This window comes from Acinetobacter sp. Ac8 (genome assembly GCF_055392545.1).
The window spans coordinates 1,427,760-1,444,552 of the sequence record NZ_AP043689.1 but is presented as its reverse complement, the minus strand read 5'-3'; the positions used below and the strand labels follow the sequence as shown (position 1 = coordinate 1,444,552).

Below are 16,793 nucleotides of genomic sequence, written 5' to 3'. Positions count from 1 at the left end.
GATGAGGGGGATTTTATCTCGATCTATGTTTTAAAATGGGCTTATGAAAGAAGTCTATTAATAAAAAAATAACTATTTAATAATTCATAAAAATACTTGTAATGCAGCCTGTAAAGCAATAATTAAAATTATCCATTTTAAATTCTTTGATAGAATCATTTTATCATATTCAAAATAATATGAAATTTGATTTATTAATGCGACAGAAGCTCAAAATGAAAGAAAAAAAGATTGTTATTGTTGGTGCTGGTATTGTTGGCGTTACTCTAGCATGGTATTTCGCCACTTATTCCGATGTAGAAGTGACATTATTGGATCAAAAGCAGGCAGGGAGCGGTGTTTCCCAACATTCTTTTGCATGGCTTAATGTTTCATATGGGCGTCCTGATGCCTTCCAAAAACTACGATCAAAATCCTTGAATGAATGGCGAAGATTAGATGCAGAGATGAATGGCACATTGAAAATTCATTGGCGAGGTGCCATTAGTTGGCAGGAAACGAATGATGATACATTACAATTTATCCAATCCCACAGTGAGCTGTCTTTTAATGTCGAATCTTTAACAAAAGAGCATCTTGCAGAAAAAGAACCTTTGCTTGATAAAGCGCCGAATGTGGTTGCATTTGCTGGCGAAGAAGGTGCGATAGATCCCATTTGGGTGATTCAAACGCTGCTTCAGGATGCCATTAAAAAAGGTGTAACTTATTGTCCAGAAATGGAAGTTTTTAAAATATTACAAAATGAATCAGGTCAAACAATCGGTGTACGTAGTCAAGATAAGGATTATTTTGCGGATAAAGTCGTTTTAACAGCGGGAGTGGTCAATAAGGATTTATTGAAAACTATCAATATCGAATTACCTTTAGCATCTTTGCCAGCTATTATTATTCGCTTTAAGCATGAAAAATCAGATCAATTCGCACAGCATATTATCTCGACACCAGAGATGGAGATTCGTTCGATTGATTCAGAACATTTTTTAGCGGCAGAAGATTATATCGATGACACAGCAGTCAATACGCCAGAACTGATCGCTCTGAATGCTTTAAAAACGATTCAGGCACATTTTAATGCGATAGCACCGACATTAGCATCATCTATAACTGTTGATCACGTGGCTGTAGGAATGCGCCCTATCCCATTCGATGATATGCCCATTGTTGGTACGATGAATGATGACTCTGGACTTTATCTCATTTCAATGCATGCAGCAGTCACTCTCGCGCCTTTAATTAGTCGCTTGGCTATGCAAGAAATTTTATATGAGCAAGAAAGTCCTGAATTATTTTCTTATCGTATCACGAGATTTCAGTGATTATGTGCCGATTTTACGCCAAAATAACCACTAAACTATTTATTTTATTAATAAATTTGGTACGCCCAGCGGGACTCGAACCCACTCCACAGGCTTCGGAAACCTGTACTCTATCCAGTTAAGCTATGGGCGCTTAAATTGAGAAGGCACATCATAACAAAAAAAACCGCGAGGTAAAGCATTTATAAAACAACTCTTTTGATTGATGCTCATGCTTTAAGCAATGTTGCATATTTGCAATGCAGAATTCCTCCTAACTTACTTGGTTTATTTAAAAAGATCGCTCACAATACACACTCCATAAACCAAGTGAGAATTTCATGACTGATGCTCTGACGTTAAGAGATTTATCTAAAACCTATAGAAATGGATTCCAAGCACTCAAAGGAATCAATTTGACTGTTCCAGAAGGAGAGTTTTATGCACTTTTAGGACCAAATGGCGCTGGTAAATCGACAACAATCAGTATTATCAGTTCCTTGGCGCGGAAAACCTCGGGTACTGTGGAAATTTTTGGTCACGATTTAGATACCCATCCGTCACAGGCAAAACAATGTCTAGGTGTTGTTCCTCAAGAATTTAATTTCGGCCAATTTGAAAAGATCTTTGACATCTTAGTCACTCAAGCGGGTTATTACGGCATTCCACCTAAAATTGCACAACAACGTGCTGAAGAATATTTAGAAAAATTAGGTTTATGGGATAAGCGTAATACTCAAGGTCGTATGTTGTCTGGTGGTATGAAGCGCCGTTTAATGATTGCGCGTGCCATGATGCATGAACCTAAACTTTTGATTTTAGATGAACCCACTGCAGGTGTAGACATCGAGTTACGCCGTTCAATGTGGGATTTCCTTACAGAAATGAATGAAAAAGGCACTTCGATCATTTTAACCACGCATTATTTAGAAGAAGCAGAAATGCTTTGTCGTCAGATTGCGATTATTGATCGTGGTGTTATCAAAGAAGATACCTCGATGAAAGCGTTCTTAAACCAATTGAGTGAAGAATCTTTTATTTTCGATTTAGAAAATCCGATTGAACCAATCATGATTGATATCATTGGTGTGAAATTTAATCTGATTGACCCCATGACCTTAGAAGTCACGATGGATAAAGCGCATTCTTTAAATGATTTATTCCAGCTTTTAGAAGCGCAAGGTATTCGTGTTCGCAGTATGCGTAATAAATCAAATCGTCTTGAAGAGTTATTTGTGAAACTGGTTGAGAAAAATCTTGAAGGAGTTGCAGAATGAATTTTACTCAACTACGTATTGCACTCTATACATTAGTTCAAAAAGAAATCCGCCGTTTTATGCGCATTTGGCCGCAGACCTTATTACCGCCTGCGATCACTATGAGCTTGTACTTTGTGATTTTTGGTAATTTGGTCGGTTCTCGTATTGGGCAAATGGGTGGATTTAGCTATATGCAATTCATCGTGCCGGGTCTCATCATGATGGCGGTGATTACAAACAGTTATGCCAATGTATCTTCAAGTTTCTTTAGTGCTAAATTCCAAAAAAGCATCGAAGAACTGATCATGAGCCCAGTTCCATTACATATGGTCTTGTGTGGTTATGTGATTGGCGGTGTTGCCCGTGGTGTTCTTGTTGGGGCAATTGTCACTGCAATGAGTTTGTTTTTTACTGACCTTTATATCCATAATATTTTCGTCACGATATATACCGTTATTATTACCTCACTCTTGTTCTCTTTAGGTGGTTTTATCAATGCTGTATATGCAAAATCGTTTGATGATATTTCGATTATCCCAACCTTTGTATTAACTCCCCTCACCTATTTAGGCGGTGTGTTTTACTCGATTAGTGCTTTAAGTCCATTTTGGCAAAATCTGTCTTTAATTAACCCGATTGTATATATGGTCAATGCTTTCCGTTTCGGAATTTTAGGTCATAGTGATGTCAATGTTTCATTGTCTTTACTTATTGTGACTCTATTCTGTGGCGTACTGTATGCGATTGCTTACTATTTACTTTCTCGTGGTTCAGGAATGCGTGAATAATGTCTGTTGAAAAATCTTTATTGGGTAAAGAAACCGATTACCCAACTACCTATCAACCCGAAATTCTTTTCCCGATCGCGCGTGTACAAGCGCGTGAGCAATATGCGGATGTAGCGGGTATATATAAAGGTCAAGATTGGTGGCATGTATTCGAAATTTCTTGGCTCAATAGCAAAGGGATCCCGCAAGTTGCCATTGGGCGTATTGCACTCCCTGCAACATCACCAAATTTGATTGAATCAAAGTCGTTAAAGCTCTACTTTAATAGTATGAACTTTACCCAGTTTGACTCCCATCAAGCTTTTATCAATACCGTTGAAAAAGACTTATCTGCTGCTGGACAAGCCCCAGTGACGCTAACTTTATTTCAAGTTGATGATTTAGAGATTAGCAAACCAACGGGTATTTGTATTGATGATCAAGAACCTGACCAGCTGGTCAATCATCCAGATGCAAGCCTTTTGGCCTTTGATCAAGAAAATACACAACACGGTGAAAGCGTTGAAATTCAACTGTATTCACACTTATTAAGAAGCAATTGCCCTGTGACTGGACAACCCGATTGGGGCACTGTTTTTATCCGATACCAAGGCGAAAAACCTTGTTATCGTAGTATTTTAGCTTATATTATCTCGTATCGTCAGCATAACGGTTTTCACGAACAATGCGTGGAACAAATCTTTGCCGATATTTGGCAAAATTTAAAACCTGAAAAGCTGATGGTGTATGCAACATATACACGTCGTGGCGGTTTAGATATTAACCCATGTCGTGTATCTGATGAATCATGGATGCCAAGCCCAATTCGATTGGCGCGACAATAAACATTGAGGTTGAAAACATGCCTTTTTTTGGTTTTGTACCTTCTGAAGAACTATTAAAGAACATTCAGACCGGTATTGAGAAAAAAAACTCTAACGAACCACTTTATCCTTTACGTGATCAAACTGCCTTACTCATTAATGAAGAAATTATTGATACGCTTTTGATTGAACTTGTTCGTCGCTTCCCTGCAAGTGACAAACGAGATACTGCTGAAAAATTAGCAGGCTATGTCAAATCGACTGTTGCTGTGTTACTTAAACAATTATTAAGTAAGGCAGACAATGATGTGGTTCGTCAGTCTGTAGAGTTTTCGGAACGTAGTCTATTTAAAGATCCACAAGGCCAATTCCGTGTCGGTGTGAATTTAGACGCAAGTTTAGTCACCAATCTCAAAAATAGTTTTGCTGAAGTTCAAGCAAATGGGGATGTAAATCGCGCTGTATTGTCTGAACAATTCAAACAATTCTCAGATGCGACGATTAACCATTTTATGCGTGATTTTAATAAAACGCTGGATTTGGGTATGATCAAACGTAAAGCTGCGGATATTGGCGCGTCTGCTGTAGGCAAAGCAGTGCATATGGCAATCGATAAGTTGATTCCAAATTTAAATAAAGATGAAATCACAGCTGTAGCAGAATATTACGATACTTTATTTTTTAATTGATCGTTAAAACTCAATTGGATTTTTAAATATAAAAAATGCCCTTCTTGATAAGGGCATTTTTTTGCATTTATCGAGTTATACTTTTTAGCTGTAGTAATTAACCATTAAATTCATAAACTTAAAACCACGATAAAACGCTATTCCTAGATCTATCTAAGACCTATTCAAGTTCAAAACCATTTAATTCAATCTATTTAACCCACTATTTTCTAATTTAAATATTTCACGCTCAAAATAATCACAAAACTCAGCTCATAATTTTGTTGCAAAGTATTGATATTCATTGCCTTCGAGGGGGATTGTGATAGCATGCGCAAAACACATTTCCCGCACAAAATAGACCAATGGCACCAAGCTCTCAATATAAATTTTTACGTCAATCTCCTCGTGATGGTCTAAGTACTGCCATGATCCCCTCACGCTGGCAAAAACTCCATATTGACCCTTGGTTGAGCTTATTCCTAATTTTAAATGCGATGCTCGGTTTAACCGTCCTTTATAGTGCGTCTGCACAAGATATGGGGCTGGTTTCCAAACAAGCCATGAGCTTTGGTATCGGTTTTCTCGTCATGTGTGGTTTAGCCCAAATTCCCCCTAAAGTTTATCAAGCTTTTGCACCTTACTTTTATCTGTTTGGACTGGTCTGCTTAGTCGCAGTTAAAGTGTTTGGTGAGGTTCGCATGGGTGCTCAACGCTGGATTGGGATTCCGGGTTTTGGCAGCGTGCAACCCAGTGAGTTTTTAAAAATTGGTATGCCATTGATGATTGCATGGTTTTTATCTCGTAATCCTCTACCGCCTAGTTTTAAAAATGTGTTTTTATCACTAATCATGATTGGCATTCCTTTTATCCTGATTGCAGAACAACCCGATTTAGGTACATCACTGCTCATCTTAGCCAGTGGGATTTTTGTGCTATTTCTGAGTGGTCTTTCTTGGAAAATGATTTTAGGTGCAGTGAGTGCTGTTGCTGTAGTGATTCCAGTCGCTTGGGAATTTCTACTACATGACTATCAACGACAACGTGTTTTAACTTTATTTAATCCAGAAGCTGATGCCTTAGGCACAGGCTGGAACATCATTCAGTCTAAAACAGCGATTGGTTCGGGTGGCTTTATGGGTAAAGGTTATTTGGAAGGCACTCAATCGCACTTACATTTTTTACCTGAAGGCCATACTGACTTTATTATTGCCGCATTTTCTGAAGAATTCGGTCTGATTGGTATCCTACTTCTGATCATCATTTACTTTTGTATTATCTTTAGAACCTTTCAAATGAGTCTACAATGCTTCCATAATTTTGGGCGCTTGGTTGCTGGTACTTTTGCTTTGTCATTTTTTGTTTATGTATTTGTAAATGCGGGCATGGTCAGTGGTATTTTACCTGTAGTCGGTGTGCCATTACCTTTTATGAGTTATGGTGGTACTGCAATTATTACTTTAATGGCCACTTTTGGCATTGTGATGTCTATACATACACATCGTTAATTTTTTATCATAAATAATTAGGAAATATAACCTATGTTTACTTTTGGGCTTTTACAGAAGGTTAAAAACATCACTTTTTGTGCAGCTGCATTTTCACTGACCAGTTTCTGTCAAGCCAATGATTTTGCCAGCAACCCTGAATACAATAATTTTAAAGCCAAAACCATGCAAACCTATGGTTTAAGTAGCGAACAAATTGATTGGGCAATGAATGGTTCACGCAATTTACCCAATATCATCAGCATTATGGAACGACCAGGTGAAAGTAAGCCTTGGTATCAGTACAAAACTAATTTTTTAGCTGAAGGCACGATCCAACGTGGTGTACGTTTTAAACAACAATATGCAGATACACTAAATCGCGCAGAACAGCAGTTTGGGGTGCCTCAAGCGATCATCCTAGGCATTCTAGGGGTCGAAACAGGTTATGGCTCAAATAAGGGCTCCTTTATCACCCGTGATGCACTTGCAACCCTCGGTTTTGGTTATCCCCGCCGTGCGCAATATTTCCAAGATGAGTTGGGTGCTTTAATTGCATGGTCATATAAAGATGGCGTTCCAACCAATTCGATTGTTGGGTCTTATGCAGGTGCAGTAGGTTATCCGCAATTTATGCCAAGTAATGTGTCTAAATTTGGCGTGGATTACGACGGAAATGGTCATGTTGATTTACGTAACTCTGCGGTCGATGCGATTGGTTCGATTGCCAACTATCTGGCTCAACATGGCTGGCAACGCGATCGCCCTATTGCATTTTTAGCGCGTTATACAGGGAACAATCCTGAAACAGTTATTGCAAAAGATTTAACTCAGCCTGTTCCCTATGGATCACTTAAAAATTTAGGGATTTCTCCATTAAATCCAATCGTCAAAATTGATGACTTAGATTTGGTTAATGTGATTCAATTACAGGACAGCAATGGCCCTATTTATTATATTACTTATCCTAATTTTCAAGTGATTACGACATATAATAGAAGCCGTATGTATGCCACTGCTTTATGGCTTTTAGGCACTGAAATTGTAAGTCGTTAAGACTTGCAATTTCCCAAACAATAAATAAGTCAAGATTTTTTTATGTTAATTTGATCACATTTAATACTTTTTTCACACCTTGTTACAATATTGATTATTTTTTAATTAAAACCTGTAAGAATTTGTCCTTTTTGTAACTGTTTCTTAAATAATGCTAGACACATTTATTCCAGCTTGAATATTATCCTTTCCGTTAAATGCAGTTGCACAAGTGAATTTACAGACCTCTATGGTTAATTTTCAGCGACTTAGAAAGTTAAAATTGAGGTTCCAAGGAGTTAAACGATGCATGCTTCACTAAAATATATGATGGCCCTGACCATGGGTCTGAGTATGACGCAGGTCAACTCAGAAATGGTTCAGTCATCATACTTAAACAATGATTCGGATAGTTCGAGTCTAGCTTCTCGTGTGATTAGCAAAGATTCAACAAATTTCAACTCTCATTTTTCAAACCTAAACAGTTTGTCAATTACTGAACGTTCTGGCGATCAAGTCCGTCGTCAAACTATTGCAGCAAAGATTCAAGTTCCTGAAGATGAGCCTTCAGTAATTGATAAACTTAATGAAGTTGCTTCAAACACAGTTCGCAAATTTAGCCAAACTGGTGTTGCATCTTGGTACGGCCGTCAGTTCCACGGCCGTAAAACCGCAAGCGGTGATACATTCGATATGAATGATTTGACTGCTGCACACCGTAGCTTGCCATTAAACTGCTTTATTCGTGTAACCAATAAAGACAATGGTAAAAGCGTAGTGGTTAAAGTCAACGATCGTGGTCCTTTCCATGGTAACCGTGTACTTGACCTCTCTTACGGCGCTGCTAAGCGTTTAGGTATTACAAATTCAGGAACAGCACGCGTTAATATTGAACGCGTAGATGGTCCAAACTCGTAAATCACTGCATGCATTTAACAAAAGCCACTTTCCAGTGGCTTTTTTATTACAAAAATAAAAATACAGATGTCCGAATTGCCCCCTTAACTTTCCAGTTATGCCCCTTTTCTTTCAATGCATTCCAGATAAAATAAAATGCGAGTCGATACAGGATGTATCACTAAACAGAAAACGAAAACCGAAGTTTAAAGTCTAAAAGTAAAAAAGTGAGCCATGCATGGACGTGAACAGCAAAACGCCAAACTTCGCGCATACATCCCTCAGCAAAACCCAAAAAGTAATCGCACTTGGTTTTGCCACGCAAGGCTTGGGTTATGCCAGCGTCATGACCGCGCTTCCCACAATCAAAAGCCGATTCAGGCTTTCAGATGATCAACTGTCGATTATTATCCTGGGCGTCTGTATTGCCGCAGCACTGGGTTCTATTTTGGCAGATCGACTTGCAGTCAAACTAGGTTCAAGGCTGGCTATTATTATCGGCTTGCTATTTGAAGCCATCGGTATTGCAATTGCAGCATTTAGTCCCAGTGTCATGATCATGGTCGCTAGTTTTTTACTTTATGGGCTTGGACTCGGATGTTTAGACGCTGCATTGAATATGCAAGCTGTCATGATGGAACAAAAACTTGGGAAAAGCGCCTTGGGCGGTTTCTTTGCCTGTTATACCGCTGCTGCTTTCCTTGGCGCGTTAATCATGTCCGCAACGGTCTCAACCACACTTGGGGCAACAGCGGCATTGTGCATTGCTGTCACGATGTGTTTGATTACATCGCAAGTGTCAAAACGTTGGTTATTTCAACAAAAAGAAAATGCTGCCCTACGTCCTCAACAACGATCACCAATTCCGCATAAACAATTGCTTATTTTTGGTGTGATCATTCTCATCGCCTTTACTGTCGATTCAGCAATCAGTACGTGGAGTTCAATTTATCTTAAAGATATTTTAGCAAGCTCAGCCACAGTCGCCCCATTGGGTTATGCCGCATACCAAATGGGTATTTTACTCACCCGTTTAAGTCTGGATTATCTTTTAAAATTTAAAAGCGCTGCATGGGTTGCCTTGATCACAACGCTGATTGGTGCAACAGGCTGTGCCATAGCTGGCTTAGGACATTCATTGGCGATTGTCATTGCTGGTTTTGCGCTGGCTGGTGTTGCGGTAGGCGCATTAGTCCCGCTGACATTTTCAGCAGCAGGTCGTTTAGATGAAAATCGACGCGATGAAATTATCGCACGGGTGAATATTTTTAATTATGGCGGGGCTGTAGCAGGAGCTGTAATTGTTGGCTTACTTGCTGCTCCTATCGGTTATGGTCCCTCATTTATTGGTTTAGCACTGGCGCTGTTATCTGTGATTTATTTTAGAAAAAGATTTATTTAGGCTGTATATAAATAAAAAATCGTTTAGGATGAATCAAGATCATTGCTCAAATGCAAAAACACTTATCATTTTTTAAACACATATCAAACCTATACGCAGATCAAAATCTTTGCTAGTTTGAATAAAATAAACAATTCAATTCATCTGTTTTGAGCAATATTTAATAAAACAAATTTGGGGATTATTCATGTTTCAAATCAGTAGCCCATCAAAACTTGTCCGTGCAATTGCACCCATCATCTGCGTAATTGGTCTTGGCTCGCTTAGCGCATGTACCACAGTATCTCCAACAAACACGAATACCCCCGCTGATCTTGCAATATTGACGCAAACAAACACGCTATTTTACGGCGGCTCAATTTTAACCATGCAAGGCATGTCACCCCATTATGTCGAAGCGCTACTGGTCAAGGATGGAAGAATTGTCTTTGCAGGTGATTTAAAACAAGCGCAAAAGTTAAAACAAAAAAATACCCAAGAGGTTAACTTAAACAGTCATACCCTGCTGCCTGGTTTTATTGATGCACATAGCCATTTAAATAGTGTCGGTCTACAGCAAACTGTGGCAAATCTCTATCCTACGCCCGATGGTAATGTTTCAGATATTGCATCATTGATTCATGAACTTTCACTATGGCAACAAAACAATCCTGACTTTATCAAAGCAACCTCAGGTTGGATTATTGGAAATGGTTATGATGATGCCCAAATTAAAGAAAAACGGCATCCTACAGCAGATGATTTAGATTTGGTTTCCACCAATCACCCGATTATTGTTTTACATCAGTCTGGACACTTAGCCTCTGTCAATCATAAGGCTCTTGAACTTTTAAACATCAATAAAAATACACCCAATCCAACTGGCGGGATTATTCGTCGTAAAGCAAATTCTCAAGAACCCAATGGTGTACTTGAAGAAGCTGCTGTTTTTTCAGCAATGGCAACTGCTTTTAGTAAAGTTCCACCTGAAATCATGCAAAATATGGCAAAAACAGCACTGAATACCTATATCAAAAATGGCTATACCACTGTACAAGAAGGTCGTGCAGATCATGGTACAGCTGAATTATGGCGAAGTTTTGCGGCCATCAATCAATTGAATATTGATGTCGTGGTTTATCCAGATATCATCAATGAAAAAGATTACATGCTGAAAAATGGCAGTAGTCTCAATTATCAAAATCATTTTAGAATTGGTGGGGTTAAAATCAGCCTAGATGGCTCCCCACAAGGCAAAACCGCATGGCTAACGCAACCTTACTTCATCCCACCAGAAGGAAAACCTAAAGACTATCGTGGTTATCCAGCCTATCCAGATACAAAAATGGTTCAAGATGCAATTAATCTGGCTTATAAGAACCATTGGCAAATTCTTGCACATGCCAATGGTGATGCTGCAATTGACCAATATCTCGCAACTATTGAGACAGCCAATGCACAATATGGCCAAGCAGATCGCCGCAATGTGATTATTCATGCGCAAACCATGCGTGAGGATCAATTAGATCAAGCCAAGAAATTAGGGCTTATTCCTTCATTCTTCTCATTACATACTTACTACTGGGGCGATTGGCATAAACACGAAACACTCGGTGCAGAACGTGCCAACCGAATTTCCCCTACAGGTTCTGCATTAAGAAAAAATATGATTTTTACTGAGCACCATGATGCTCCAGTCATTCCTCCTAAAAATATGATGGTGATTGATGCAACCGTCAATCGTACCACCCGTTCTGGAGATGTATTAGGTGAGGATCAAAAAGTCAGTCCTTATATTGCATTAAAATCAGTCACAGATTGGGCTGCATACCAATACTTTGAAGAAAAAGACAAAGGTACCTTAGAAAAAGGCAAATTAGCGGATCTTGTGGTGATAGATCAAGACCCATTAAAAGTGCCCACTCAAAAGATTAAAGACATCAAAATATTGGCAACCTATAAAGAAGGTCAATTGATTTATCAAAGTCCCCAATAAGGATCAGTAAGGACTAGTCGGGATAGGACATGCTTAATTCGAAATTTTTAATCATACTATTGGGCCTGAGTGGTTTTGCTTATGGAGATATCGCTATTTTCAAAGCCACTTTTCCTGATCTAAAAACCAAGCAAGCACCTCACCCACAACACCAACTTGAACAACTTCCCGCAGCCACACTCAGCAATAATGTAACCGTGGATACCTATATTGCTGCAATTCCCAATCCTTTTAATGATACAGGATTCTACAAAGATGATGCCGTCTGTAAGATCAACAATACCCAACAAGTGAAATGTCAGTTCAGTTATACATTATCTGCAACTCAAGCAAAAAAATTTAAAATCATCTTACTGCCAGGTATTGGTCCTGTACTTGCCCCCCTATCATGGCAAGTGATCAGCACGGATATGGGACCTTCGGGCGTTGCGTATGCTGTGCTGGCAAGCCAAAAAAAAGATGAAGCCATCACCATTTATAATTCATCTGCGTGTGCTGGCTGTGCCATGCATAGCGCAAGTTTATATTTCCCCAATGTGCGAAAACTCAGTTTAGACAATGAATTTGGTGCCATTGAAGATAAAAACCACCTGTTAAACATCGTCAAAGCCAATAAAAATAAAGTCTATTTTAGCTATCAAATTCCCAACTATCCCAACAAAACACATGGGATCGCCTATTATGCCGATGAAAGTGATGGCAACGATGTCACCAATTTTCAGGAAATCAAAGTTACACTTAAACCAGAACATCAAACTTGGGCACGTGATATTTTAAACTTCTATCAGGCAACACATTGAAATACCCCTGACCAGCACTGGGTTTTATTTAACGCCGCTATTTTGACCAAAACATTATTCTGATTTATATTGTTTTCAGCAAAAATAAATATAGCCAACCACATGCATGGAGCGCCAAATGAAAACAATCACCGAATGGTTTGATGAATATAGCGAAAGTCATCAAAACAAAACCAATAAAGCCATCCATTGGGCTTGTGTTCCCGCGATTTTATTTGCCATCATTGGGATTCTTGCACATTTTAGTGCTTTGCTTACCGCACTGCTTCTGGTTCTTACCCTCGTTTTCTATGCCCGTTTAGATATTGTTCTTGCTGTAGCAATGACCGCATTAATTGCAGTCATGGCATGGATCATTTACTTACTTCCTGTCGGTGTTGGTTTCTATATTGGGGTGTTTATTTTGGCTTGGATTGGTCAATTTTATGGTCATAAAGTCGAAGGTAAAAAGCCTTCTTTCTTTAAAGACCTTCAATTCCTCCTCATTGGCCCTGTATGGTGTATGGATGCCTATCTTGGTAAAGCACTACCCAAATGGAAAACACGCCAGAAACTGGCTTTTTAGCGCAAATAAACCAGAGGGAAAATCCAATTCGGCTTTTCCCTCCATTTTTTTCAATTTAACAGATAAAATAACCCGTAAAAGCACAATAAACTTAAAGCTAAATTGACTAGAATTTTCTTAGAAATAAGCGCTAAAACAACACAGATCATTGCTGTTAAAAAATAGGCATCCAAAGGCAATGCACGGAATTGATCTCCATTAAAAAATACAATTGGTGCACAAATTGCAGTCAGCAAACATGGCGCTGAATACTGCAACATATTTCCAATCACACGAGGTAATTTCAGGGCGATTTTAGGTTCTAAGAAAAAGTAACGGTTAATCAATACAATGCCTGCCAAAGTTAACAATAAAGTCCATGTCATTTTGCTACGCCTATATTTTTTACTCCGACGATCTTTGCTGTACACATCGCACTAAACATCCCCAAAATCCCTGATAGCACAATGCCCCCTTCAAATTGAAAATATTTAAAAATACAGGCAGATAGCAAGGTACACATGACGCCTACCAAAGTTGCGCTATTTTTCACCATAGGCACAATAATCAAAATAAATACCGCAACAATTGAAAAATCTAAATGTAAGCTTTCTAAATTCGGAATTGATTTAGCCAGTACAATGCCCAACACACTAAATAGGCACCAAGCCAAATAAAAACACAGCCCAGCACCCAACAAATAAGCAAAGCTGCGTTGTTTATCTTTGCCAATGCCGACAGCAAACAGTTCATCTGTCAGCAAGAAGCCAATTAATATACGTTGCTTAAACGGAAAACGACTGACATCTTGACGAAAATTAAGCGCATATATTAAATGCTGACTGGTTAAGAAAAATACCGTAATCATAATCGTCAAGGCCGATGCATGTGACATGACTAAACCTAAACTTACTAACTGCGCTGCACCTGCAAATACAACAGCGGACATTGAGAATGCTTGTGCAAAGCTTAATCCAGCATTAATTGCCATTGATCCAGCCAGAATACCCCAAGGCAGTACGGCAATAGATAAAGGTAAAATATCGACCACACCTTGGAAAAAAGCCTTTTTATTTTGTTTAGACTTAGGCTCAATCTCGGCAGTATAAGATTCAAATTGATCACTCATTTGCAAAATCCAAATCTAAGAATTTAAGCAGTATCTTATAAATGATCAGTGATCGCTTGGATAAAATTGCTATTTGATGAGGGACTGTGGAACGTTTAAATGGCTATTCCCAAATACATTTATTAAATATTTAATGTACTTAAATATTGAGAAGGCGTAACCCCAACTGCTTTTTTAAAATGTCGATTAAAATGACTTTGATCTGAAAAACCACTATTTTGGGCAGTCATTGCAATACTCTGACCTTGTTTTAATAATTGGCGCGCTTTCTGTAAACGGACCTGAACCAACCAGCTATGCGGTGGTAAGCCCGTATATTTTTTAAATTCACGTAAAAAATGCCAAGGGCTTAATCCTACATAGGTCGCCAAATCAGTGAGCGAATAATCATGCTCAGGAAAACTGCTTAATAAATCTTTAACTATTTCAACTTTCCGTTGTGCTTCTGGTAATTCAGCAGGTGTTAATTTGGCACGACCATAGCGACTGATTAAGCGGGCTAAAGTGGATAAATACATACTCTCTTTCAGTAAAGTATTTTCTTTTTGTTCTAATAAATCAAAAAGTAAACAGAGTTGTTGTGCCAATCCAACATCTTGCACAACAGCTTGTGGGAACCACGGTACGCTATTTTTAACACTAAAAAAATCTTGCCCTGCATCTAATAACATTTCTGGCGTTGGATAAATTGCACGATATTTCCAGCCTGACTCGACAGCAGATGAACCTGTATGAATTTCATCAGCATTGACTAAAATAATGTCACCCTTCGGTGCTGTATGTAACTGCCCAGTCCGATAAAAACTCTGTGCACCATCTTCAATCACACCAATACAATAACCTTCATGCACATGCTTTGAAAATTGCTTATGGTGATACTGTGCTTTTAACAACTCTAATCCACCCAATTCTTTTAGGTGAAAGTAGCTTGCCCACTCCTGCATTTTTTCTATTCAGACTTTTGATAATAATTTAAAAATAGCATGTTTATAAAAAGCGTATAGAACAAAATTGCTATCTATACGATTAGACATGGAAAATACAAAGATCTTTTGTGCACATAAGAAAATAACCAATAGATTACTGATAGGTTTTTCCATTATGTTTTAGCCAACCATCTTGATGACGACGCTTTGGATCATGGTGTGTCCAGTGCATTACGCCACCTTGATTGCTATATTCATATTCGCCAAAAAATTCGACAGTATCGCCTTTGCGTAAATTATCGATACGGGGTGCTAAATCAATATTATGTGCAACCAATACAGTTAAGCCATTATCCAGTGCAAGAATAAATTTTTGATGGCGTGAACCTTCATTATCATCACGCAACACGGCTTTTACTCGACCGATGGATTGTACTTGAACATTACTGAGTTTTGCATCATAGGCTTTTCGAATAACCTCAAGACCATTTTGATTTTGACTATTGGCAGACGGCTTATCTTTAAATTGGTTATCTTTACCCTGCTCATCCACATGCTGTGTATTGTCTTGTGAATGATTGTTTTGCTGATCGATCGATTCAACTTTAGAGGGTTCAGTTGTTTGATTTTTTTGTTGATTGAGATCAACACCCAGATAAGCTGCGACGATCACTGCAATTACAGCAGCAATACCAAGTTGTGTTTTATTTGCCATAAAGTTTGAGTCTAATCAATGTTCATGGTGGAATTATAAAAGAATAATCTTTTAGATATGTATGAATTAATTCTTCTGAATCTACTTCAATTAAATTACAGATAAAAAAAACCCCTCAAAAGAGGGGTTTTCAATAATTATACTCAGTGAGTAAAAATTATTTAGCAGCCGCTTGAGCAGCAGCAACTTCTTCTGCAAAGCTCATTTCAGCTTTCTTCTCAATACCTTCACCCACTTCGAAGCGAACGAATTGAGCTACAGTTGTTGCAGTCGCTTTCAATACTTCAGCAACTTTTTTGTCGTTGTCGATTACGTATTGTTGACGCTCAAGAACAACTTCGTTCAAGTATTTTTCAACTGAACCAGTCACCATTTTTTCAACGATGTTCGCTGGCTTACCAGATTCAATCGCTTTAGCTTCTGCAATTTCTTTCTCTTTCGCGATAAGATCAGCAGAAACATCTTCAGCAGTTACAGCAACTGGGTTGAACGCAGCAACGTGCATTGCAATACCTTTACCAGTTTCAGCAGAACCTGTGTAAGAAACAACAACACCGATTTTTAAACCGTGTTTGTAAACTGCAAGGTTTTCACCTTCAACAATTGCAGCACGACGAACTTGAATGTTTTCACCGATTTTTTGAACAAGCGCAATACGAGCTTCTTCAACAGTTGAACCATCTTCAAGTTTCAATTCAGCAATTTGAGCAGCATCAGTTACACCAGCAGCAAGTGCAGCAGCAGCAACTTTCGCAGAGAAACCAGCAAAGTTTTCGTCTTTAGCAACGAAGTCAGTTTGACAGTTTACTTCTAAAAGAATTGCTTTATTACCTTCTTGAGCAATTGTGATCGCGCCATCAGCAGCAATGTTACCAGCTTTTTTAGCTGCTTTTGCTTGACCTGATTTACGAAGATTATCAATCGCTAATTCGATGTCACCGTCTGCTTCTGTTAATGCTTTTTTGCATTCCATCATTGCAAGACCAGTACGGTCACGTAATTCTTTTACCATGCTCGCAGTAACTGCAGTCATGTTGTTCTCCTAAATACGGTAGAATATGAATCTGTTC

17 protein-coding genes and 1 tRNA gene are annotated in these 16,793 nt (G+C 38.6%); 12 read left to right on the top strand and 6 right to left on the bottom strand.

Annotated elements, in window-relative coordinates; translation table 11 throughout:
* Positions 1 to 215 precede the first annotated feature (215 nt).
* Positions 216 to 1,316, top strand: a complete 1,101-nt coding sequence (locus ACZ5QH_RS06920) for an NAD(P)/FAD-dependent oxidoreductase (protein WP_303576447.1) — start codon at positions 216 to 218, stop codon at positions 1,314 to 1,316.
* Between the two features lie 57 nt (positions 1,317 to 1,373).
* Here the strand turns inward: ACZ5QH_RS06920 and ACZ5QH_RS06915 are convergent.
* Positions 1,374 to 1,449, bottom strand: a tRNA-Arg gene (locus tag ACZ5QH_RS06915).
* A gap of 187 nt (positions 1,450 to 1,636) precedes the next feature.
* On the opposite strand from ACZ5QH_RS06915, the gene ACZ5QH_RS06910 reads away from it, so the two are divergent.
* From ACZ5QH_RS06910 to ACZ5QH_RS06860, 11 genes are all read left to right on the top strand, one after another.
* On the top strand, positions 1,637 to 2,572 hold the full coding sequence (locus ACZ5QH_RS06910) for an ABC transporter ATP-binding protein (RefSeq protein ID WP_303576446.1): 936 nt from the start codon (positions 1,637 to 1,639) through the stop codon (positions 2,570 to 2,572).
* On the top strand, positions 2,569 to 3,342 hold the full coding sequence (locus ACZ5QH_RS06905; protein ID WP_004820027.1) for an ABC transporter permease: 774 nt from the start codon (positions 2,569 to 2,571) through the stop codon (positions 3,340 to 3,342). Before ACZ5QH_RS06910 ends, ACZ5QH_RS06905 begins: the two co-directional genes overlap by 4 nt.
* Positions 3,342 to 4,166, top strand: coding sequence for an NADPH-dependent 7-cyano-7-deazaguanine reductase QueF (gene queF, locus ACZ5QH_RS06900; RefSeq protein WP_303576445.1), 825 nt, complete (start codon positions 3,342 to 3,344; stop codon positions 4,164 to 4,166). Before ACZ5QH_RS06905 ends, queF begins: the two co-directional genes overlap by 1 nt.
* A gap of 17 nt (positions 4,167 to 4,183) precedes the next feature.
* Positions 4,184 to 4,834 carry a hypothetical protein gene (locus tag ACZ5QH_RS06895; RefSeq protein WP_004820022.1) on the top strand — a complete coding sequence of 217 codons (651 nt, stop codon included), beginning with the start codon at positions 4,184 to 4,186 and terminating at the stop codon, positions 4,832 to 4,834.
* 344 nt (positions 4,835 to 5,178) lie between these two features.
* Entirely contained in the window at positions 5,179 to 6,321 is a 1,143-nt protein-coding gene (gene rodA, locus ACZ5QH_RS06890; protein WP_004722007.1) for a rod shape-determining protein RodA, read from the top strand.
* Positions 6,322 to 6,354: 33 nt separating this feature from the next.
* The gene (mltB, locus tag ACZ5QH_RS06885; RefSeq protein ID WP_303576444.1) at positions 6,355 to 7,356 is read left to right on the top strand and encodes a lytic murein transglycosylase B; all 1,002 of its coding nucleotides are present in this window, start codon (positions 6,355 to 6,357) and stop codon (positions 7,354 to 7,356) included.
* Positions 7,357 to 7,641: 285 nt separating this feature from the next.
* A complete protein-coding gene (locus ACZ5QH_RS06880; RefSeq protein WP_004722011.1) occupies positions 7,642 to 8,253 on the top strand; it encodes a septal ring lytic transglycosylase RlpA family protein in 612 nt (203 codons plus the stop codon).
* Between the two features lie 217 nt (positions 8,254 to 8,470).
* A complete protein-coding gene (locus ACZ5QH_RS06875; protein ID WP_303576443.1) occupies positions 8,471 to 9,634 on the top strand; it encodes an MFS transporter in 1,164 nt (387 codons plus the stop codon).
* Between the two features lie 187 nt (positions 9,635 to 9,821).
* Positions 9,822 to 11,609, top strand: coding sequence for an amidohydrolase (locus ACZ5QH_RS06870; protein WP_303576442.1), 1,788 nt, complete (start codon positions 9,822 to 9,824; stop codon positions 11,607 to 11,609).
* Between the two features lie 29 nt (positions 11,610 to 11,638).
* The gene (locus ACZ5QH_RS06865; RefSeq protein ID WP_303576441.1) at positions 11,639 to 12,409 is read left to right on the top strand and encodes a DUF4850 domain-containing protein; all 771 of its coding nucleotides are present in this window, start codon (positions 11,639 to 11,641) and stop codon (positions 12,407 to 12,409) included.
* A 118-nt stretch (positions 12,410 to 12,527) separates the two neighbouring features.
* Positions 12,528 to 12,974 (top strand): Mpo1 family 2-hydroxy fatty acid dioxygenase, encoded by a 447-nt coding sequence (locus tag ACZ5QH_RS06860; protein ID WP_303576440.1) that lies wholly within the window; start codon positions 12,528 to 12,530, stop codon positions 12,972 to 12,974.
* A 50-nt stretch (positions 12,975 to 13,024) separates the two neighbouring features.
* Here the strand turns inward: ACZ5QH_RS06860 and ACZ5QH_RS06855 are convergent, their stop codons facing one another.
* From ACZ5QH_RS06855 to tsf, 5 genes are all read right to left on the bottom strand, one after another.
* Positions 13,025 to 13,339 carry an AzlD domain-containing protein gene (locus ACZ5QH_RS06855; RefSeq protein WP_056516140.1) on the bottom strand — a complete coding sequence of 105 codons (315 nt, stop codon included), beginning with the start codon at positions 13,337 to 13,339 and terminating at the stop codon, positions 13,025 to 13,027.
* A complete protein-coding gene (locus ACZ5QH_RS06850) occupies positions 13,336 to 14,082 on the bottom strand; it encodes an AzlC family ABC transporter permease (protein WP_244015432.1) in 747 nt (248 codons plus the stop codon). Before ACZ5QH_RS06850 ends, ACZ5QH_RS06855 begins: the two co-directional genes overlap by 4 nt.
* A gap of 122 nt (positions 14,083 to 14,204) precedes the next feature.
* Positions 14,205 to 15,026: an AraC family transcriptional regulator gene (locus ACZ5QH_RS06845; protein WP_004722023.1), complete on the bottom strand. Its 822-nt coding sequence runs from the start codon at positions 15,024 to 15,026 to the stop codon at positions 14,205 to 14,207.
* A gap of 136 nt (positions 15,027 to 15,162) precedes the next feature.
* Positions 15,163 to 15,723 (bottom strand): DUF3465 domain-containing protein, encoded by a 561-nt coding sequence (locus ACZ5QH_RS06840; protein WP_244015431.1) that lies wholly within the window; start codon positions 15,721 to 15,723, stop codon positions 15,163 to 15,165.
* Between the two features lie 157 nt (positions 15,724 to 15,880).
* Positions 15,881 to 16,756 carry a translation elongation factor Ts gene (gene tsf / locus ACZ5QH_RS06835; RefSeq protein ID WP_004722025.1) on the bottom strand — a complete coding sequence of 292 codons (876 nt, stop codon included), beginning with the start codon at positions 16,754 to 16,756 and terminating at the stop codon, positions 15,881 to 15,883.
* Positions 16,757 to 16,793 lie beyond the last annotated feature (37 nt).

What these genes read in the sequence shown, in the direction of transcription:
- ACZ5QH_RS06920 (WP_303576447.1), top strand. Translation starts at nt 216, where the DNA reads ATGAAAGAAAAAAAGATTGTTATTGTTGGTGCTGGTATTGTTGGCGTT.
- ACZ5QH_RS06870 (WP_303576442.1), top strand. Translation starts at nt 9,822, where the DNA reads ATGTTTCAAATCAGTAGCCCATCAAAACTTGTCCGTGCAATTGCACCC.
- ACZ5QH_RS06840 (WP_244015431.1), bottom strand. Translation starts at nt 15,723, where the DNA reads ATGGCAAATAAAACACAACTTGGTATTGCTGCTGTAATTGCAGTGATC.
- ACZ5QH_RS06910 (WP_303576446.1), top strand. Translation starts at nt 1,637, where the DNA reads ATGACTGATGCTCTGACGTTAAGAGATTTATCTAAAACCTATAGAAAT.
- ACZ5QH_RS06905 (WP_004820027.1), top strand. Translation starts at nt 2,569, where the DNA reads ATGAATTTTACTCAACTACGTATTGCACTCTATACATTAGTTCAAAAA.
- ACZ5QH_RS06860 (WP_303576440.1), top strand. Translation starts at nt 12,528, where the DNA reads ATGAAAACAATCACCGAATGGTTTGATGAATATAGCGAAAGTCATCAA.
- ACZ5QH_RS06875 (WP_303576443.1), top strand. Translation starts at nt 8,471, where the DNA reads ATGGACGTGAACAGCAAAACGCCAAACTTCGCGCATACATCCCTCAGC.
- ACZ5QH_RS06845 (WP_004722023.1), bottom strand. Translation starts at nt 15,026, where the DNA reads ATGCAGGAGTGGGCAAGCTACTTTCACCTAAAAGAATTGGGTGGATTA.
- ACZ5QH_RS06855 (WP_056516140.1), bottom strand. Translation starts at nt 13,339, where the DNA reads ATGACATGGACTTTATTGTTAACTTTGGCAGGCATTGTATTGATTAAC.
- queF (WP_303576445.1), top strand. Translation starts at nt 3,342, where the DNA reads ATGTCTGTTGAAAAATCTTTATTGGGTAAAGAAACCGATTACCCAACT.
- ACZ5QH_RS06850 (WP_244015432.1), bottom strand. Translation starts at nt 14,082, where the DNA reads ATGAGTGATCAATTTGAATCTTATACTGCCGAGATTGAGCCTAAGTCT.
- ACZ5QH_RS06895 (WP_004820022.1), top strand. Translation starts at nt 4,184, where the DNA reads ATGCCTTTTTTTGGTTTTGTACCTTCTGAAGAACTATTAAAGAACATT.
- rodA (WP_004722007.1), top strand. Translation starts at nt 5,179, where the DNA reads ATGGCACCAAGCTCTCAATATAAATTTTTACGTCAATCTCCTCGTGAT.
- ACZ5QH_RS06865 (WP_303576441.1), top strand. Translation starts at nt 11,639, where the DNA reads ATGCTTAATTCGAAATTTTTAATCATACTATTGGGCCTGAGTGGTTTT.
- tsf (WP_004722025.1), bottom strand. Translation starts at nt 16,756, where the DNA reads ATGACTGCAGTTACTGCGAGCATGGTAAAAGAATTACGTGACCGTACT.
- mltB (WP_303576444.1), top strand. Translation starts at nt 6,355, where the DNA reads ATGTTTACTTTTGGGCTTTTACAGAAGGTTAAAAACATCACTTTTTGT.
- ACZ5QH_RS06880 (WP_004722011.1), top strand. Translation starts at nt 7,642, where the DNA reads ATGCATGCTTCACTAAAATATATGATGGCCCTGACCATGGGTCTGAGT.